20 protein-coding genes are annotated in these 19,147 nt (G+C 66.9%); 2 read left to right on the top strand and 18 right to left on the bottom strand.

The genetic code is table 11. The features are described from left to right. Window positions 1–9: 9 nt before the first annotated feature. From WT26_RS30580 to WT26_RS36765, 10 genes are all read right to left on the bottom strand, one after another. Window positions 10–1,350 (bottom strand): aspartate aminotransferase family protein, encoded by a 1,341-nt coding sequence (locus tag WT26_RS30580; RefSeq protein WP_059525778.1) that lies wholly within the window; start codon window positions 1,348–1,350, stop codon window positions 10–12. Window positions 1,351–1,394: 44 nt separating this feature from the next. Continuing rightward, window positions 1,395–2,897, bottom strand: a complete 1,503-nt coding sequence (locus WT26_RS30585) for an aldehyde dehydrogenase family protein (protein WP_069274689.1) — start codon at window positions 2,895–2,897, stop codon at window positions 1,395–1,397. A gap of 159 nt (window positions 2,898–3,056) precedes the next feature. Continuing rightward, window positions 3,057–3,719: a hypothetical protein gene (locus WT26_RS30590; protein WP_069274690.1), complete on the bottom strand. Its 663-nt coding sequence runs from the start codon at window positions 3,717–3,719 to the stop codon at window positions 3,057–3,059. Between the two features lie 51 nt (window positions 3,720–3,770). Beyond that, entirely contained in the window at window positions 3,771–4,502 is a 732-nt protein-coding gene (locus tag WT26_RS30595; RefSeq protein ID WP_069275201.1) for a helix-turn-helix transcriptional regulator, read from the bottom strand. A gap of 173 nt (window positions 4,503–4,675) precedes the next feature. After that, on the bottom strand, window positions 4,676–5,551 hold the full coding sequence (locus WT26_RS30600) for a neutral zinc metallopeptidase (RefSeq protein WP_069274691.1): 876 nt from the start codon (window positions 5,549–5,551) through the stop codon (window positions 4,676–4,678). A gap of 48 nt (window positions 5,552–5,599) precedes the next feature. Then, on the bottom strand, window positions 5,600–5,884 hold the full coding sequence (locus WT26_RS30605) for a hypothetical protein (RefSeq protein WP_060313434.1): 285 nt from the start codon (window positions 5,882–5,884) through the stop codon (window positions 5,600–5,602). Between the two features lie 142 nt (window positions 5,885–6,026). Then, window positions 6,027–6,248 (bottom strand): hypothetical protein, encoded by a 222-nt coding sequence (locus tag WT26_RS30610; protein WP_069271503.1) that lies wholly within the window; start codon window positions 6,246–6,248, stop codon window positions 6,027–6,029. A 14-nt stretch (window positions 6,249–6,262) separates the two neighbouring features. Then, complete coding sequence (locus WT26_RS30615) at window positions 6,263–7,567, bottom strand: IS4 family transposase (protein ID WP_230461780.1); 1,305 nt, start codon at window positions 7,565–7,567, stop codon at window positions 6,263–6,265. Then, complete coding sequence (locus tag WT26_RS37815; RefSeq protein WP_155123261.1) at window positions 7,543–7,953, bottom strand: hypothetical protein; 411 nt, start codon at window positions 7,951–7,953, stop codon at window positions 7,543–7,545. Before WT26_RS37815 ends, WT26_RS30615 begins: the two co-directional genes overlap by 25 nt. A gap of 377 nt (window positions 7,954–8,330) precedes the next feature. Continuing rightward, window positions 8,331–8,795, bottom strand: coding sequence for an immunity 26/phosphotriesterase HocA family protein (locus WT26_RS36765; protein ID WP_080432148.1), 465 nt, complete (start codon window positions 8,793–8,795; stop codon window positions 8,331–8,333). Window positions 8,796–9,186: 391 nt separating this feature from the next. Here WT26_RS36765 and WT26_RS30620 point away from each other — a divergent pair, with 391 nt between their 5' ends. Next, window positions 9,187–9,978, top strand: a complete 792-nt coding sequence (locus WT26_RS30620) for an SDR family NAD(P)-dependent oxidoreductase (protein WP_069274692.1) — start codon at window positions 9,187–9,189, stop codon at window positions 9,976–9,978. Window positions 9,979–10,005: 27 nt separating this feature from the next. Here the strand turns inward: WT26_RS30620 and WT26_RS30625 are convergent, their stop codons facing one another. Together WT26_RS30625 and WT26_RS30630 are read right to left on the bottom strand one after the other, a co-directional pair. After that, entirely contained in the window at window positions 10,006–11,253 is a 1,248-nt protein-coding gene (locus tag WT26_RS30625) for an RtcB family protein (RefSeq protein WP_231130491.1), read from the bottom strand. Between the two features lie 354 nt (window positions 11,254–11,607). After that, window positions 11,608–12,588 carry an NAD-dependent epimerase/dehydratase family protein gene (locus WT26_RS30630; protein WP_069274693.1) on the bottom strand — a complete coding sequence of 327 codons (981 nt, stop codon included), beginning with the start codon at window positions 12,586–12,588 and terminating at the stop codon, window positions 11,608–11,610. A gap of 98 nt (window positions 12,589–12,686) precedes the next feature. On the opposite strand from WT26_RS30630, the gene WT26_RS30635 reads away from it, so the two are divergent. Next, window positions 12,687–13,586, top strand: a complete 900-nt coding sequence (locus WT26_RS30635; protein ID WP_069274694.1) for a LysR family transcriptional regulator — start codon at window positions 12,687–12,689, stop codon at window positions 13,584–13,586. Window positions 13,587–13,677: 91 nt separating this feature from the next. On the opposite strand, the gene WT26_RS30640 is transcribed toward WT26_RS30635, so the two are convergent. From WT26_RS30640 to WT26_RS30660, 6 genes are all read right to left on the bottom strand, one after another. Beyond that, entirely contained in the window at window positions 13,678–13,998 is a 321-nt protein-coding gene (locus tag WT26_RS30640) for a DUF7660 family protein (protein WP_069274695.1), read from the bottom strand. Between the two features lie 149 nt (window positions 13,999–14,147). Further along, window positions 14,148–14,345 carry an oxidoreductase-like domain-containing protein gene (locus tag WT26_RS36770; protein ID WP_081333782.1) on the bottom strand — a complete coding sequence of 66 codons (198 nt, stop codon included), beginning with the start codon at window positions 14,343–14,345 and terminating at the stop codon, window positions 14,148–14,150. 100 nt (window positions 14,346–14,445) lie between these two features. Continuing rightward, window positions 14,446–15,849 (bottom strand): cell envelope integrity protein CreD, encoded by a 1,404-nt coding sequence (gene creD / locus WT26_RS30645; RefSeq protein ID WP_069274696.1) that lies wholly within the window; start codon window positions 15,847–15,849, stop codon window positions 14,446–14,448. Window positions 15,850–15,952: 103 nt separating this feature from the next. Then, window positions 15,953–17,407, bottom strand: coding sequence for a two-component system sensor histidine kinase CreC (creC, locus tag WT26_RS30650; protein ID WP_069274697.1), 1,455 nt, complete (start codon window positions 17,405–17,407; stop codon window positions 15,953–15,955). Between the two features lie 16 nt (window positions 17,408–17,423). Then, a complete protein-coding gene (creB, locus tag WT26_RS30655; RefSeq protein WP_069274698.1) occupies window positions 17,424–18,125 on the bottom strand; it encodes a two-component system response regulator CreB in 702 nt (233 codons plus the stop codon). A 113-nt stretch (window positions 18,126–18,238) separates the two neighbouring features. Further along, window positions 18,239–18,952, bottom strand: a complete 714-nt coding sequence (locus WT26_RS30660) for an SDR family NAD(P)-dependent oxidoreductase (protein ID WP_069274699.1) — start codon at window positions 18,950–18,952, stop codon at window positions 18,239–18,241. Window positions 18,953–19,147 lie beyond the last annotated feature (195 nt).

Below are 19,147 nucleotides of genomic sequence, written 5' to 3' on the forward strand. Positions count from 1 at the left end.
CTGACGCCGTCACGCGAACGGCACGGCCTCGAAGCCCGCCGCGAGCGCGTCGACGATCCGGTCGAGCTGCTCGCGCTGGATCACGAGCGGCGGCGACAGGATGATCTTCGTGCCGACCGGACGCACCAGCACGCCGTTCTCGCGTGCGACTTCCGCGACCGCGTTCGCATAGCCGGACAGCGGATCGATCGGCTCGCGCGTGTCCTTGTTCGCGACGAGGTCGAGCGCGAGCATCAGCCCCTTGCCGCGTACCTCGCCGACCGCCGCGAAGCGTTCCGCGAACGGCTGCAGCGCCTCGAGCAGATACGCGCCCTGCTTCGCCGCATTCGCCGGCAGGTCTTCCTTCACGACGATGTCGAGGCTCGCGATCGCGGCCGCGCATGCGACCGGGTGGCCCGCATACGTATAGCCGTGCATGATCGCGCCGCCGAAGTCCGCGTTCGCGGCGAACGCGTCCTCGATCCGCGCGTTCACGACCGTCGCGCCGAGCGGCACGTAACCCGACGAGATCCCCTTAGCGAGACACATGATGTCCGGGCGCACGCCCCAGCCGCGGCTGCCGAACAGGCTGCCGCTGCGGCCGAAGCCCGTCACGACCTCGTCGGCGATCAACAGGACGCCGTAACGGTCGCACACCTCGCGCACGAGCGGCCAGTAGTTGGCCGGCGGCACGATCACGCCGCCCGCGCCCTGGATCGGCTCCGCGATGAACGCGGCCACCGTGTCCGGGCTCTGGAACTGGATCTCGCGCTCCAGCATTTCCGCGCAGATCCGGCCGAGTTCTTCGGGATCCTGCGTGAACGGGTTGCGGTACAGCCAAGGCGTCTCGACGTGGAAGCAGCCCGGCAGGTTCGGCTCGTAGTTGCGGCGGAACACCGTGTTGCCATTCACCGACGCGCCGCCGAAGTGCGTGCCGTGATAGCCCTGCTTCAGCGAGATGAACTTCGTGCGGTCGGCCTGGCCGCGCACCTTCCAGTACTGGCGCGCGATCTTCAGCGCGGTCTCGATCGAATCGGAGCCGCCCGAGCTGTACAGCACGCGGCGCATCCCTTCCGGCTCGAGCAGGTCGATCACCTTCTTCGACAGCTCTTCCGCGCGCGGATGCGAGATCCCGTCGAACAGCTGGAAGTATTCGAGCTCGTCGAGCTGGCGCACGATCGCGTCCTTCACTTCCTGGCGGTTGTGGCCGACGTTCACGTTCCACAGGCCCGCGACGCCGTCGACGAGCTTGCGCCCCTGTTCGTCGAACACGTAGCAGCCGTCGCCGCGCACGATGCGGATCGGCTTGCGCTGCTTCATCTCGTTCGGGTGCAGCATCGGGTGCCAGAATTTTGCTTCGTTGTAGCTCATTGCAGTCTCCGCTTTGGGATGGGTGTGCAGGGCCGCGCCGCGCGTCAGTGCGCGATGCAGACGGACTTGGTTTCGGTAAAGCCTTCGATCGCGTACTGGCCGAATTCGCGGCCGATACCCGATTGCTTGTAGCCGCCGAACGGCATCGACGGATCGAGCGGGATATGGCAGTTCACCCACACGGTGCCGGCCTCGATCTGCGGCACGAGGTTCATCACGCGCTTCAGGTCGTTGCTCCAGATGCTCGCGGCGAGGCCGTACGGCGACGCGTTCGCGAGACGCACCGCGTCGGCCGCGTCGTCGAACGGCACGACGACGATCACCGGGCCGAACACCTCGTCGCGCACGATCGCGCTGTCCGGATGCGGATCGGCGATCACGGCCGGCTTCACGTAGTAGCCGGGCAGGCCGTCGGCCGGCGTGCCGCCCGCGAGGAACGTGTGGCCGTCACGGCGCGCCTGTTCGATGTGCTGGACGACCTTGTCGCGATGGTGCGCGGAGACCAGCGGGTTGATCTGCGCGGTCGTGTCTAGGCCCGCGCCGAGCTTCATCGACTGCGCGACGCCCGCGAGGCCGTCGGCGAGCAGCGCGAACTTGCTGCGGTGCACATAGATGCGCGACGCGGCCGCGCACACCTGCCCCTGGTTGAAGAACGCGCCGGCCGCGACGCCGTCGAGCGCCTGCGCGACGTCGATATCGTCGAGCATCACGATCGGGTTCTTGCCGCCGAGCTCGAGCGAGAAGCGCGTCATGTTCTGCACGGCCGCCGCGCCGACCAGCTTGCCGGTCGCGGTCGAGCCCGTGAACGAGATCTTCGCGATCGACGGATGGCTCGCGAGCGCGGCGCCGCACACGCGGCCACCGGTGACGACGTTGAATACGCCGGGCGGCACGCCGGCTTCGCGTGCGAGCTCGGCCAGGCGCAGCGCGGTGAGCGGCGTTTCCGGCGACGGCTTCAGCACGATCGTGCAGCCGGCCGCGAGCGCGGGGATCAGCTTCCACACCGCGATCATCAGCGGGAAATTCCACGGCACGATCGCGGCGACCACGCCGACCGGCTCCTTGCGCGTATAGGCCGTGTAGCGCGCGCCGGGCGGGAACGGGATCGACACGTCGAGCGTCTGGCCGGTGATCTTGGTCGCCCAGCCGGCCATGTAGCGCACGTATTCGACGCTCGCGCCGACCTCGATCGCGCGCGACACGTGAATCGACTTGCCCTGGTTCAGCGTTTCGAGCTGCGCGAGCGTTTCGGCGTCGGCCTCGATCAGGTCGGCGAGTTTCAGCAGGATGCGTTCGCGGTCCGCCGGACGCAGGCCGCTCCATGCGCGCGTGTCGAACGCGTGCTTCGCGCTGGCGACCGCGCGGTCGACGTCGCGCTCGTCGGCGTCCGCGACCGTCGCGAGCCGCTCGCCCGTCGCGGGGTCGTACACGTCGAGTCGTGCGGCCGCGTGGGCGGGCTGCATTTCGCCGTCGATGAAGAGGCCGAAATCGCGCGCAACGAAAGTGCGCACGGTGTCGCTGACGGCGACGAAGGTCGATGAGGTCATGGGCGTCTCGATGAAGGTCCTGGCGAGGCCGCGTGCCGGGGCACGCGGGCGTCGGACCACTGTATCGAGCGCGTTGGGAAGGACGTGAGCGCAAATTGGCAAGCGCGTGGCGGATGGGGGCTGGCGGTGTGTGCCGCGGCCGGCGCCGATCGCCAAGGATCAGCCGCTGACCTCCATGCATCCGGCACGGCCGACCAGTTCCCGTTCCCTGGCTCGGCCCGACGTGAACAGGCAGAAATTGGCGCCGATATCGCTTTCAAACTCCATCAGGAAATCCAGGCCGCCATCCCGGTCGATGTCGCCCGCCCATATCAAGGACGCGCGGAACGGCGGGGTGCTCCCGCCAAAGTCATGAAGGATCGATCGCTTGCCGTCGCCTTCGGCGGTCACGGAACCGGATGCCGTGTAGCGCAGATCGTACTGGTGCCCGTGAAAACCGATGCGCAGCGGCTTGGCGTGAGGTTCGATCGTTCTTTCATTGTTCGCGAACGGCATGGTCGCCGTCTCGACCTTGCCCGCCTTGAGCAGCTCGCAATGAAGCAGCACGATGGACTTGTCCTGATCGGAAGTAACATCGACCACCTCGTCATACCCTTGCACCGGTTCGAACCGGACGCGTGCCGGCGCCAGTTCCCAGTGGTTTCGGTTCGGTAGCAGCCCGAGCCATCCGTCCTTTGGATAGTCGCCGGCATCGCCAACGTCAGCGACCGTAAACCGGGCCGGCGGCAGCACGACGCAGGTGTCGTGGCCGCCCTCTTGAGCAGACGCCGCTGAGGAATAAAGCACGGCGAGCAGGACGGCCAGCAGCGATTTGGTATTCATGGATCCGCGATTGCCAAAGGTTCGATGTCGGGATCGCGATTATCGGCTGAGTTACAGGAACAGCGCGCCCACCAGTTCGGTGCGGTTCGACACGCCGAGCTTGCGGTACATGCGCATCAGGTGCGTCTTGACGGTCGGCTGGCCGAGTGCGAGATCGCGCGCGATCTCCTTGTTCGAGCGGCCGTCGCGCACGAGGCGCGCAATCTGCTCCTCGCGATAGGTCAGCCGCTCCTCGCAGCCGATCCGGTGGATCCCGCGCCGCGCACGCAGCAGCGGGCTCAGCGCGGCCTCGGCGACCGGTTGCAGACGCACAAGTGCGTCGATCTCGCCTGGCACGAACCGGCCGGCCGCGCCTTCGCCGGCCGCGCCTTCGCCGGTCGCACCGAAGCGCAACAGCGAGAACGCGCCGACCGTCCGGCCCGCGTCGCGCAGCCAGATCTCGACCACATCGGCGACATCATGCCGGCACAGGAAGCGCGTCCAATAGGCGGATGCTTCGCGGCGTTCGTCAGGCAATTGGGACGCGAGCGTGACGACCGCGCGCTCGCCCGCCGCGCAACGCGACGGATGCAGCGGATCGAGCATCCGGTAGCGCGCGACATAGACGCGATGCATCGATTCCGGCATCCCGAACAACTCGAAATCGGCCGGCTCGCCGCTCTGGTCGAGCCGGTAGAACACGATCGCGGACGGGCTCGCGAACGCATCGAACGCGTCCACGCACGCGCGCAGCGCACGACACCAGTCGGCAGCGGGATCGGACGAAGCGGATGAGGTCGGCATGATGGGCATCGGCGAGCGGACAGACGCATCGAACGTCAGCGGAGCCTACGAGAGGCGGCAAGCGTTGCGTGAGCGCAAATTGGCAATTCGCCGCGATGACGACTTGCACGTGGCTGCTCTGCGAACCGGCTGGCTTCAGCGTTGCGACGCGCTTCCGCGCAGTGCCGTCCGCATCAATGCGCGTTCGCGGCGAACGTGTCGCAGGCGCTCAGTTCGCCCGATTCCATCCCGCGCCGCAGCCAGTACACGCGCTGGTCGCTGGTGCCGTGCGTGAAGCTCTCCGGCACGACGTAGCCCTGCCCTTGCTGCTGCAGCCGGTCGTCGCCGATCGCGGCGGCCGCCTTCAGCCCCTGCTCGAAATCGCCGGGTTCCATCAGCCGCTGGTTCGCGCGCTGCGCGTTGTTCGCCCATACGCCGGCGAAGCAGTCTGCCTGCAGCTCCATCCGTACCGACAGCTGGTTCGCGCGCGCTTCGCTCGACCGCCGGCGTGCGGCGTCGACCTTGTCGGAAATGCCGAGCAGGTTCTGCACGTGATGGCCGACTTCGTGCGCGACCACGTAAGCCTGCGCGAAATCGCCGCCCGCGCCGAAACGCTGGCGCAGCTCGTCGTAGAAACCGAGATCGATGTACACCTTGCGGTCGGCCGGGCAATAGAACGGCCCCATCGCAGTCTGGCCCGTGCCGCATGCTGTCGGGGTCGAGTTCGTGAACATCACGAGCGTCGGCGGCTGGTACTGCTCGTGCAACTGCGTCGAGAAGATCGTCGTCCAGGTCCGCTCGATATTGCCGAGCACCTTGCGCGTAAATACCGCGCCGGCGTCGGTCGCGGGCGCGCCCTGCTGCTGTGCCTGATGCTGCGCCTGCTGCTGGCGGCCCTGCAGCGCCGATGCGCCTTCGAGCACCACGCGCGGGTCGATCCCGAAGAAATACGACGCGGCGAACGCGATCACGATCGTGCCGATGCCGATCGTCGCCCCGCGCCCGCCGCCGAACCCGCCGCCGCGGCGGTCTTCGACGTTCTGGCTTTCGGTTTCGTCGTCCAGCCTCATTGCGGGCTCCCCTTCCCTGTCGTTATGCCGGCCCAATGGATCCGCCGGTCAAGTAACAATCATCGTGGCATGCGGCGCCGGGCAGCCGGGCATGTGCACTTGCTCGAACATGCTGCTGCGCGGCGACCGAACCGGCGAATCGTCACACTGATTCATCGCATCGATGCTGGCACTGCCTTGGCGCAGATGCGCGGCCGGCACAATTTTGCCGACTTTCGGCCACTTATCGCAAAAGTACCAAGCATAGAGCGATCTGCCGCACGAGATCGTAAGCTTTTGCAAAATCTGGCTCGGAGGATGGTCCTTGGGCACAAGGTCGTCGAGCGTCACCATCTCAAGTTCGTGCTGCGACGGGGAGCGGATTCTTCAGTATCCGGCTTTTAAGGGCGAGGGTTTGTCGGCAGTCTGAGGCGCCAACGGCGCCTTGGTCGTTGCCTTGATAGTCGACCGGTTCACCAACGTGAAACTGCCGCGTCTATTCCTGATTGAGTTGCCACGTCTTACCGAACACGTCGATGACTGGGCTACCGTCTTGCTTGTAGTATTCGATCACAACGTTGCCCTGGTTCAAGGCAGCCAGCAGCAGATTCGCAGCACCATTCACACCGCCCCCAGGCCACTGAGCAAGATGCGGATTGGCCGTCACCACCCTCAGCGGCCGGCAGAGCTTGACCAGATGGTTGTTCAATTTCGCCATTTGAACCCATTCCATTACACACAAGTCTGCTGCTCAAGCTCGCGCGCGTATGTGATGCCGGCAGCAAAATCCACCACTCGCTGCATGCCTAGCCAGATGGTTTTGACGCCAGGCTCGCCGTCGCCTTTGCGGGCGAGGAAGCCGCCGAGCCTGGCGACGAGCCGTACCACTTCGTTTAGCCGCGGCGGTTTGTCGGGTGGGGCCTTCTTGTTGAGGATGAAGGCGGCCCTCCATTCATCGGGCTCGAATAGCAGTCCGGCATCGAGGTCCGGGCACGTTCGACCTAACCGCATGAGACGAGCAATGCGCCACGCCACCACCATGAACACCGCCAGCGCCCGCTCGATGCGCTCGATCGTGCTCAGTTGTAGCGCCTCGACTCGGCAACCGTTCTTCAGCACATGAAAGAAGGTTTCCACCTCCCAGCGGGCGCGGTACCAATCGATCAGCCGTGCGGCCTCGGTCATATCCGGCACGTCGCGATTGGTCAGCAAGCGCCATTCGATCGGCGTCACCCCGGCGGGCGCGTCAAGCTCGCGCGCAACAAGGCAATTGATCGACACCACACCGCCCTGGCCATCGGGCACGTCGATCCGACGACTCCAGATTTGCTGCTGAACCTCCCGCGCCTTCTGTCGCTGGCGACCATGCAATGTGAAGCGGATTTCACCGAGCGGCTCAGCTTGCGTGGCGTGATCCCAGAGCCTTTGACCCTCGGGCAACACGCGATTGTGCTGGGCGCGAATCAGCCAGTCGGCCGGGTAACCCAAATCGCGCGCTTTGGCCATCAGCTCGACAATGTCCGACTCCCGGTCCGCGACATACACCAACCGTGTGCCGGGCAGATCCACCGCCTGCTCGGCCACCCGTTCGTATCCCTCGATCCAGCGCATGCTTTCCTTGATACCGCCCCGCTTGCCTCGGGCGTCCTTGCGCTCACGCGACCCCATCCAGGCATTGAGCACGCCCAACGGTTCACGCTGTGGCGTGACCGCGTAGGTCGCATGAACGTACATGCCGCGCTGGGCTTCATACGACAACGGCCCCAGTCCAGCGATCTCCTGCCCGTTAAAGTTCAGCTCGGTCGTGTCATCCAGGCACAGCACCACCTCGCATGCCCGCATCCGCTCGGTCGCGCTCTGCCAGTGCGGCTCCATGACGTCGGTCCATTCCAGCTTGTCCTGCGCGAAGAACCGATAAGCCGCCGCCGTCTCAGCCCAGCCGCCGCACGCCAGCGGAATGCTCGCCGTCGGATTGCTCGACAGTTGCTCGGCCAGCAGGATCGCCCGCCGGTTCAGCCGCTTGTCGCCCAGATCGATGCCCTTGAATTCCATTGCTGCCCAGCTCTCCGTTGCTCGTGCCATTCGCGTGCCGCGCAAAAAGCAAGAGTAAACGGCAAGCCGCGACAGTTTACAAGCCGCTCTCGCCGACTTGTGTGTAATGGAATGATTTGAACCGGGTTGGCGCAATATGTCGCGACCTGTTGACGTTTCGCCGCAGCAAAAATGACGTACGCGTGGGCAGGCAGGCCCGCCCGATTGGCGGGGCCAGCCAACGTCAAGGGCAAACGTTGTTCCAGAATGTCGCGATTGGTGCCCCAGCTTCGATCAGAGTGAAAAATCTTTTGCTCCACTGTGGCACCAGCAGCCTGGAAGGTCGCCTTCGTTTCGAAGGGCATATCGATAATCAACAAATCCCCAGCCATGATATTGCTCCTATTGTCCTGTCAAGCAGGAGCGGCGGATTCGGAACATTCAGTGCCTTCCGCTACCGCTGCTTGGGCCAAAATACGCAGGTATCAGCTGAGGCTCGCAAAAATGGAATCGATCCGGGGCCCGCTGATGGTTCAACACTAGCCGCTCGACTGGGTGCGCCAAATAGTCCGCTCGTCATACCTCGCGTCTCGTGCAGATCTTCCCATGCGTAAATGCGAAGCTCGGGTGAAACACCAACATCAATTTCGGTCCGGATTTGCTGAAGCAGATCACCATTCGCCTTCGCTAAAAAGAAAAAACCCCTCGTTCCGAAAAACGAAGGGTTCGTCAGCAATCTGGGGGCCGCCGTCAGCGGCCCTTTGTTTTCTTAGCTGCTAAGCAGCTTTGTTAGTTTTATTTCTACTGACCCGTACCCGCAAAGACTGTCTTCCTCAAGGCCGCCGACCTCCTCAGACACAAGTTTCTCTTGTTCAATCTGACTCGGATCGGAATCAGCGTACCGGACTAGCCACACACGATTCGATAGCGGGTCTTGCTTGATAAATGAAGGCATCGGCCAATCCTCTCGTGCCCAACCCGGCGAAGCACCAATGATTGGCCACTCGCCATTCATCATTCCCAGATCACCCAGACGAACACACTTGATAGCATCTGTTGGCTTCAGGCCTTCAACTTCTGACAGGGCAGGAACAGCATCGCACTTCGGGCCGAAGAAGTACGCGAGAACGATCTTGCCTTTAGGTGCCATCCTCGCCACCACACCGATGGCATAACCACCAGTGCGCAGTGGAACAGCAAACCAAGTGCCTTCAGAGTATGGAAGACGTTTCATTGGTTATTTCCCCCCTAGGAAACGTCGAGCCGCATCCATGTACTCATTGAGTCTTGGATTGGCCGGACTAATAGGACGAATCGCATTCAAAGGCGGGTTGTACTGGCCATGCAACATCTGTTCAAGCCCTCGCTGCTCGGCTCTTACGTCGGTTCGATGCACCGCAAAAAAGTCCAAGTCCTTTAAGGCAGTGGGAATTCACCTACGTGCCGAAGATGGCGAATCCACCTGCCAGGTAAGCCATTTCAGCCCGATCATAAGCGCCAGCCCTGTTCGCGACGGCTATTCCCCGCCGTTCACGATCATCCCCTTCACATTCACCCATTCGGCTGATACCCGCGCGGCCTCGCGCCGCCTACAGTATCCGGAATCGCCCCTACCGGAGACCGACATGCCCCACCCGCCGCCCCGCACGATCGCGATCACCGGCGCGGGCACCGGTATCGGCGCCGCGTGCGCGCGCCGCTTCGCACGCGGCGGCGACCGCGTCGTGCTGATCGGGCGGCGTCAGGCGCCGCTCGACGCACTGGCCGCCGAAACGGGCGGCCTCGCACTTGCCGGCGATGCCGCGAACACCACCGACTGGGCCCGCTTCCTGCCGCACATCGCCGAACGCTTCGGCCGCGTCGACGCGCTCATCGCGTGCGCGGGCGGGCACGGGCTCGGCCGCGCGGACGAAACCGACGACGCGCAGTGGCGCGACGCGATGCACGCGAACCTCGACACCGCGTTCGTGAGCGCGCGCGCGTGCCTGCCCGACCTGATCGCGCAGCGCGGCAGCATCGTGCTGGTCGCATCGATCGCCGCGCTCGCGGCCGGGCCCGGCGTGTGCGGCTACACGGTCGGCAAGCATGCGCTGCTCGGGCTCGCGCGGTCGCTCGCGCGCGACTACGGGCCGCGCGGCGTACGGGCGAACGCGGTGTGCCCCGGCTGGGTCCGCACGCCGATGGCCGATGCGGAGATGGAGCCGCTGATGGCACGCCACCGCGAATCGCTCGACGCGGCGTATGCGCGCGTCAGCGCCGACGTGCCGCTGCGCCGCGCGGCCGACCCGGACGAGATCGCGGCCGTGTGTGCGTTCCTCGCGTCGCCGGACGCGTCGTTCGTGACCGGAGCGACGCTCGTCGCGGACGGCGGCGCGATGGTCGTCGACGTGCCGACGCTGGCATTCGCCGGCCCGTGATGTCGTGACGTGCAACGCCGGCCTCCGTCATGCCTTGAACGTGACCCACGGCTTCAACCGGACCGCGCTGCGAATGAGGCCGGCCTGCTCCTGCGCATCGATCACGGGCCCGATCGGCTTGTAGGCTTCCGGCGCTTCCTCGATGCGGCGCTCGTCGCGCAGCGTGACGCACGTCCATGCGCCCGGCGCACGCTCCGTGCGAAGCCGCCTCACGGCCTGCCGGCGCACGCTGCGGCCGGCGCCGTGGCTGCACGACCACAGCCAGTCGGGATGGCCGAGCCCGGTCGCGAGAAACGACGCATCGCCCATCGAACCCGGGATCAACGCGAGGTCGCCTTCGCGGGCCGGCGTGGCGCCCTTGCGATGGATATTCATGCCGTCCTCCTGAAGCACGACGTTGTGCGGCACGTCCACGACCAGCGTCGAATGCGTCCCGCCCGTCAGCTCGGCGAGCGCCTTGCGAACCATCTCGGCGAGCACGACACGGTTGAGCCACGCATAACGCGCGGCAGTGCCCATCGCGACGAGATAGTCGCGCGCCAGTTCGCCGGAAAGACCGTACAGGCCGCTTTCCGGATGCCTGACGCCCGCCGGCCATGCCGCGCGCGCCCGGTCCATCCAGCGTCGCCCGACGTAGAAGCCGACATCGCGCGAACCGCTGTGGATCATCACGACGACATCGTCCTTCGCGAGTCCCGCCCGGTAGGCCGCATGGCGGTCGAACACGGCGTCGACCACCTGCAGTTCGACGAAATGATTGCTCGAGCCCGGTGTGCCGAGGCACGGATCGCGAAACGTTTCGCGGGCTCCGACGTGCGCGTGCGGCGCATACGTCGAACTGCCGTCGAACCGGTCGAGGCCGATGCACGCGGACAGCTCGCGCACGAGCCGGTCTCGATCGACCTGCTGCCAGATGCCGTGCGGCGCGACACGATCGATGAACGCGTCAGGGCCCGCGTCGAACAGCGCGCGGAAGGCATCGCCGTTGACGGGCACGTCCCGGTGATCCGCCAGGATCGCGCGGGTCAGACGCTCGACGATGCGCGATTCGAGCGGCGCGAGCGACGACCGCTTGAGTCCGGTCGTCAGCAGGCGCATCCCGCAGTTGATATCGGTGCCGATCGCGGCGGGAATCACGAACGCGTCGTCGGTCGCGACGATCGAGCCGACGGGCGCGACCCCGCCCGGATGAAAATCGGGCGTCGCGCAGGCCTTGCAGACGCCGTGGCGATGATCGGGCGAACGCACCGCCGCGAAGGACAGCAGTTGCCGCACCGCCTTCTCCTCGAGCGGCAAGGCGAAGCGGGCAACAGGACGGACGCCTGCGCCAGTTCATTGCGCAGGTGATAGATGCCGGCGTGATGGTCGACATGGATGCCTTGCCGTTGCAAGGCCTTTTTCAAGCGAGGAAAGGTAGACATCGCTGCTGAAAATGAAAAAGGTACGACGCGACCTCCGGCATTCCGGCGGTCGTGGGTACCTTCCTGCAGCAGCGTCGAGGAAGGGAGCGCGGATCATAGCAGAAGCGCATTGAAGACAGGAAGGCGGTAACGAGCGCGCTGTCGCGAGCCGCCAACACGGCGGCACGTCCTCTCCCGATCGGCATGCCGGACGTCGTCGATGCATCGATCACCGCAAACACCCGAGCCCCGCCAGCGTCGCCTCGACAGCCGCGTCGAGCGGCGTATGCGGCTCGCGGCCGAGCACCGCGGTCACCCGCGTGTTGTCCAGCCGGATCGGCTCGCGCCACAGGTAGCGCATCTCGAGCAATTCGCGCAGCGTCGTGACGAACGGCGACGCCGCGCGCACGAGCCACCACGGAAAGCGCCGCAATGCCGGACGCAGCCCGTGCCGCTGCGCGACGCGGCGCACGGCCTCCGCCATCTGCGTGCCGTCCGCGTCCCAGTGCCCGCCGAGGTGAAAGCGCGCGAACGGTTCGAGCGTGTCGCGCCGCTCGATCAGCTCGACCATCGCGCGGGCCACGTCCGGCAGGTACGCCCATTGATGGCCGACGCCGCGCCGCCCCGGCAGGCTCACGGCCCCGAGCGGCTGCCCGGGCTTCACCAGCCCTTGCGAAAACCAGTTGTTGCCGGCCCGCGGCCCGAAGAAATCGCCGGCGCGCACGATGATCGTGCGAACACCATGCCCGGCCGCGTCCTGCAGCCGGCGCTCCAGCTCGACGCGGATCGCGCCCTTGCGCGTCGACGGATGCTGCGGCGCATCTTCGTGCAGCACCGGAAACGCGTCGGCGCCGTAGTTGTACACCGTGCCCGGCAGCACGACGGTGGCCTGCTCCGCCTGCGCCGCCGCGATCGTGTTGTCGATCATCGGCAGCACCCATTCGGACCAGTGGCGATAGCCCGGCGGGTTGACCGCATGCACGATCACAGCGCATCCGCGCGCCGCCTGCATCACGGCATCGCGGTCGAGCGCGTCGCCGCGCACCCAGGCCAGCCCGTCGCGCTGCGCCGTGGCGTCCGTCAGCCCGCGCTTCAGCGCGCGCACCTGCCAGCCCGCATCGCGCAGCTGCCGCGCGACTTCCCCGCCGATCCCGCCCGTCGCGCCGAGCACCAGCGCCAGCCGTTCCGCGTGTTGACCTTCCGTCGTCATTGCCGCTCTCCTGAAATGAATCCGTCGTGAGCGCATTCTGGGCCGCATCGGGATAGCAAGGAATTGGCGAACATGATCGATCTGCTATACATTTTCGTATGACCTCCGATCTCAACTGGGAACTGATTCGAACCTTCCTTGCCGTGCTGACGGAAGGCTCGCTGTCCGGCGCGGCACGGGCGCTCGGCATCACGCAGCCGACGGCCGGCCGCCACGTCGCGGCGCTCGAGGCCGGGTTCGGCCAGACGCTGTTCACGCGCTCGCCGTCCGGCCTGCTGCCGACCGAGGCGGCGCTCGCGCTGCGCGGCCATGCGGAGGCGCTGCGCAGCGCGGCCGCCGCGTTCGAACGCGCGGCGGCGAGTCACGGCAGCGGCGTCAGCGGCATCGTGCGGATCTCGGCCAGCGACGTGATCGCCGTCGAAGTGCTCCCGCCGGTTCTCGCGCAATTGCGGCGCGACCATCCCGGGCTCGTCATCGAGCTGGTGCCGACCGACCGCATCCAGGACGTGCTCAAGCGCGAGGCCGACATCGCGATCCGGATGGCGCCGCCCGCGCAGGAGGCGCTCGTTGCGCGGCGCATCGGGAACATCGAATTGGGCATGTATGCGCGTGACGACTATCTCGCCGAGCACGGCGCGCCGGCGGCGCTGGCCGAACTCGCGCATCACGCGCTGATCGGCTTCGACGCAATGACGCCGTTCCTGCGCGCGGCGGCGCACGCGCTGCCCGTCTGGAACCGTGACGCGTTCTCGCTGCGCACCGACAGCAACCTTGCGCAGCTCGCGATGATCCGTGCCGGCTACGGAATCGGCTTCTGCCAGACCGGGCTCGCGAGACGGGACGCACGGCTCGTGCGGGTGCTGCCGGACGGGCCCGCGATGCAGCTGGAAACCTGGGTCGTGATGCACGAGGACCTGCGCACGAGCCCGCGCTGCCGCGCGGTGTTCGATGCGCTGGTGCGGGGGTTGCTGGCGTACGTCGGAGCAAAGCCGGATTGACGGCGACGCCGGCCGGTGGTCACGAACCGCCACCGCCGCTGCACACTGCCAGCCGGTGCGCGGCCCTGATATGGCCGCCTGCGCACAGCTGCTACTCGTAGATTTTCCCGGCGAACAGGATATCCGCCGCCCTCCGCCACGGATTGTCGGGAACTTGATAGAAGCGAAGCCCATCCGTCGACGCATCGGCCCAGTCGACAGCCGCTTCCAGGAACGTCCCGATCGAGTCGTTTTCCCATCCCAGTGCGCCCCCGTCATGCGGGAACGACGTCGTCCTGGCCGCGATCTCGCGTTCCGCTTTCCAGTCGCGGCCCAGCACGCCCAGGAAATCGACGAAAGACCGCTCGTCGACCACGCGCTCCAGCGCGGCCTGCAATGTGTCCGCCATGTTCTGTTTCAGGTCGTCATTCATCCGTCATCCCGCCTTGCCTCATGCCGAAATCATCCGCGCGATGCCGCGCGTCACACCAGCAACTGCCTCGCCAGCACCTCCCGCGCCTGCGTCACCGCTTCCCGTTCCCCGGGCAGCGGCGGCTGCACGCGACCGCGTGAGCCGGCGGCTCACCGCCGCCGCTTGCGTTTCGCCTGTCGCGCTTCCCATTCGGCCAGCTCGACGCGATAGCGCTCCATCGCGTCCTCGTACAGGTCGAAAACGCACGGCGAGCAACCGCTGTTGCAGCAGTCTTCCAGTTCCGGTTGCTGAGGCGGGGTCGGACGCGGATCGTCGGGGGATGAATCCGGAGAGGCAGGCTTGGGCACGGCACGGATCGAGTGACGGGGAACACCCAGTATAAGTGGATGTCGCGCGACCTGCCGGCCGGGACGATCCCCGCCGGCCGCTTCCCTCGATTGCGCGCGATCACTGCGCCGGCGCGTCCGGCTTCGCCGCGCCCGCCTCCGGCTCGTCGGCCAGCGGTTGCCACGCGGCGCCGAGCGAATACCAGTCGACGCGGCGCGTGAGCGTCATGATGCCGGCGAGGATCGCGAACAGCAGCAGCGAACCGAGCATCAGTGCGTTGTCTTCCGACAGCAGCAGCCCGTAGAGTGCCGCGTACAGCACCGCGAGCAGCACCGCGAACACCGCGCCGCGCTTCACGCTGTGCAGCACGAACGACAGGTAGAAGCCGAGCAGCCCGATGCATGCGCCGCTCGCCGCGAGATACGCATACGCGAACGCGATGTGTTCGGACAGGCTCAGCAGCAGCAGGAAGAACAACGCGAGCGACAGGCCGACCAGCGTGTACTGGATCGGGTGAATGCGCAGCCGCTTCACGAGCTCGTACATGAAGAAGCTCGCGAACGTGAGCATCACGAACAGCGCGCCGTACTTCGTGGCGCGTTCGGCCTGCAGATAGACGTTCACGGGTTCGATCAGCGAGACCGAGGCGGCTTCGAGCGCCTCGTCCCCGCTGCCCGCCGCGATCTGCTCGCGCGCCTTCGTGTTGAACGACGTCAGGCTCCATGCGCTCGCGAAGCCGCCGGCATCGACCGTGCGGCTGTTCGGCAGGAACGCACCGTCGAAACTCGGATGCGGCCACGTCGACTTCAGCGAGAAATCGTTCTGGTCGCCCACCGGCGCGAACGCGACGGATTCCGCGCCCCGCAGCGGCAGGTCGATGCTGAACGGCACGACGTTTTCGGCGGACGTGGCGGAGGACGCGGCGGGGAACGCGCCGAGGTCGACGTTCGCGTGCACGCCCTGGCGCAGGCTCGGGAGCTGCGCGCCCTGCTCCATCGTCAGCCGCTTGCCGCCGAGAACCAGCACCGGCTGCGCCATCAGGCCGCGAATGTCGCTGATGCCGAACGCGAGGTACGGATTGCCGATCGCGAAGCTTACGTGGCCGTCCGCCTGCGGCAGCTTCTTCAGGTCCGGCAACGCGAGCGTGCCCTCCCAGCGGCTCTGCAGGTCGTACACCAGCGCCTTGTGGATGCCGCGATAGCGGACGCTGGTCGCAACGCCGCCCTTGACGCTCAGGGTCTTCGGGAACACCAGCAGGCGCTTCGCTTCGGTCTGCACGCGCTCGCTCGCCGGCTGGCCGGGCGCCGCCTCGGTCCGGATGCGGGTGACTTCCGTGTACGGCACGACCAGGATCGGCCCGGTCATGGTCTGCGGCCCCGCATAGCTCGACCAGATGCTTCTCAACGCGTCTTCGCGGTACGACGCGCGCTCCTGCACGATGCTGCTCACCAGATGCAGCGGGATCAGGATCAGCAGCACGAGGCACGCCGTGATCAGGGACTTGAACAACAGGACTCGATTCATGTGAGCGGATACCGGAGTGGAACAGTCCGCTCAGCATGATCGTGCCGGGTGAAGCGCCGCCGAAGCGGACGTGAAGCGAACGTGTGGCGAACGTGAAGCGAGGTCAGGCCGCCGACGGCAGCGTGAGCGTCGCGCACGCGCCGCCTTCCGCGCGGTTGGCAAGCGCGATGCTGCCGTGGTGCAGCATCGCGACCTCGCGGACGAAACACAGCCCGAGGCCCGTGCTGCGATCCTGCCCGTCGGGGCGCGGCAGCGAATAGAAGCGCTCGAACACGCGCGCCAGCGCGTAGTCGGGAATGCCCGGGCCGTCATCCGTCACGCGGATCGCGATGACGTGCGTCCTGCCCGCCGGCTGCCGCTCGAGCGCGACCTTGACCACGCTGCCCCGCGGCGCGAAATCCAGCGCGTTGTCGAGCAGGTTGCCGAGCGCCTGGCGCAGCAGGAACGGATCGCCCGCCACGACCGCGGCGTCCCCGCTCGCCGACGGCCGCTCCAGTTGCAGCGTCACCCCGCACTGGCGCGCGCGCGGCTCTGCATCCTCCAGCAGCTGTTCGAGCACCGGCCGCAGCGCGACCGGTTCGCGCACCGACAGCCGTTGTTTCTGTTCGACTTCGGCGAGCGCGAGCAGCTTGCGGATCATCTGTTCGAGGCGGCCGGCCTGGCGGCGGATGTTCTCGGTGAAGCGCCGGCGGTTCGCAACCGGCATGTCTTCCTGCAACAGTTCGGCGGCACCGCTGATCGCCGCCAGCGGGCTTTTCATCTCGTGCGTGAGCGTGTGGATGTACGTCTCGACGTACTGCCGGTCCTCCAGCCGCTGATGCATGCTTTCCACCGCGCGCCCGAGCTCGGCCAGCTCGCTCGCGCCCTGCAGCGGCATGTCGGCCCGCTCGCCCGCCGCAATCGCGCGCGCATAACGCTGCAGGCGACGCAGCCCAACCACCAGCCACCAGGTGCACGCGACGCCGATCAGGATCGCGCCGCCCATCAGCAGCGCGCCATACAGCATGATCTTGCGCTGGCTGCGCGCGATGAACGGCGCGACCGTCTGGTTCGGCTTCGCGATCGTCAGCACGCCGATGATCTCGTTGCCGCGCCGGATCGGTGCCGCCACGTGCATCACGGTGCTGCTGTCGTCGTTCGGATCGCTGCGCGTGCTGCGCGCGCCGTATTCGCCGCGCAGCGTCCGGTAGACGTCGTTCCAGCGCGAATAGTCCTGCCCGAGCGCGCGGCCGGACGAGTCGTAGCGCACGATGCCGTGCGCGTCGGTGATGTAGAGGCGATAGCTGATCGTGTCCTTGCGCATGCCCCAGACATTCGCGCGGAGCGGGCTCGCATGCAGCTTTTCGAGCTGCCGGGCAAAGGCGCCGTCGGCGACATGGCCGCTGGCCATGTCGTCGGCGGCCAGCGTCGCGAGCACTTGCGCGGTATCGACGAGGGTGTCCTCCATCGCTTCGCGCACGCCGGGCTTCACCTCCTGCACGAACACGCGCAGCGTGATCAGCGCGGCCAGCCCGACGATCAGGAAAAAGCCGAAGAAGATGCGCAGGCCGATATGCATGAGTCGATGGCCCGCGTTACGGTTGCAGCGAATAACCCATCCCGCGATGGGTGCGGATCGGGTCGCGCTCGGGGTCGATCGCGCGCAGCTTGGCGCGCAGCGTCTTGATGTGCGTGTCGACCGTGCGGTCGGCCGAATCGAATGCTTCGTGCCACACGAGATCCATCAGCTGCTCGCGCGAATAGATGCGCCCGGGATGCCGGACCAGCAGCGCCAGCAGCCCGAATTCGTAGCGCGTGAGATCCAGCGCGTGGCCGAGCCACGCGAGCCGCGCGCCGTCCGCATCCAGTTCGAAGCCCTGCGCCACGTCCGGCGTGCCCGGCCCCTGCACGCGCGGCTGCGCGGCCGGCCGGTTGAGCCGGCGCAGGATGACCCGCACCCGGGCCGCCAGCTCGCGCGGCGAAAACGGCTTGACCACGTAATCGTCGGCACCGATCTCGAGCCCGACGATCCGGTCGATTTCGTCGTGCCGCGCCGTGAGGAAGATCACCGGCACGTCGGAGAACGTGCGCAGCCGCCGGCATACTTCGAAGCCGCTGAGGTCCGGCAGGCCGACGTCGAGCACGACGAGGTCGAAGCGCGCATCGCGCAGGCGGTCGAGCGCCGCCTGCCCGAGGGTGCAGTGGACGGTCTGCATGCCGTCGGTGCCGAGGGCGTAGACAATCGTGTCCGCGATCGCCACTTCATCTTCGACGATCAGGATATGGGGCTGATTCATTGTTTTCGGGTCTGCTCGCACTATGCGGTCCGGTATTTTACGCACGGCGTCGGCAGGCCCATCGAAAAACGCCGGCGGCGGGTGTCCGTACCGGTGCGCGACGCGACGCCGTCCTACTCGACCCGGCCGGTCACCGGAATCGACGCGCCGGTGATCGCCTGCGCGTCGGCCGACAGCAGGAACCCGATCGTCGCCGCGATCTGTTCCGGCCGCACCCAGCGCGTGAAATCCGCGTCCGGCATGTCCGCGCGGTTCGGCGGCGTATCGATGATGCTCGGCAGGATCGCGTTCACCGTCACGCCACGGTCGAGCAGTTCGGCCGCCAGCGCCTCGGTGAGCCGCGCGACGCCGGCCTTCGCGGCCGCATAGGCGCCCATTCCCGCGCCGGCCTTGAACGCCGCGCCCGCGCCGATATTGACGATACGCCCGGCCGGACTCGCCAGCAGGTGCGGCAGCGCGGCCTTCGAGGCGTTCAGCGCGGTCTTCACGTTCAGTTCGTACATGCGGTCCCACGTGGCGGCGTCGCCGTCGGCGATCGTCTGCCACACGAACGCGCCCGCGATGTTCAGCAGCGCGTCGACCCGGCCGAATTCGCGTTGCACGGTATCGAGCGCCCGCGCGGCGGCCTGCTCGTCGACCAGGTCGGCGCCGCCGATGCAGCGCGCGCCGGCGAGCCCCGCCGGCAGCGTTTCCGCCGCCGGCGCCGCGCCCCGCCCGATCAGCGCGACGCGCGCGCCGCGCGCGCCGAGCCACGCCGCCGTTGCGAGGCCGAGATGACCAAAGCCGCCCGTGATCGCCACCACCGATCCGTTGATGCCGGTTTCCATCGCTTCCACCTCCTGGCTGGTTGATTGCGGTGCACGATACGCGCGCCGCCCTCGGTCATTCTGGCATGCGGGCGCGCCACCGGCCGGCGCGCGTGCCGATGTCCGTGCATAATGCGTCGATCAAATCGGCCTGCTTGCGCACCGAACCGCTTCATCCGTCAAGGCAACGGTGCGCGAAACGCCCGGTCGTTCATC

Origin of the sequence: Burkholderia cepacia, from assembly GCF_001718835.1 — a bacterium.
GTDB classification, from domain to species: Bacteria; Pseudomonadota; Gammaproteobacteria; order Burkholderiales; family Burkholderiaceae; genus Burkholderia; species Burkholderia cepacia_F.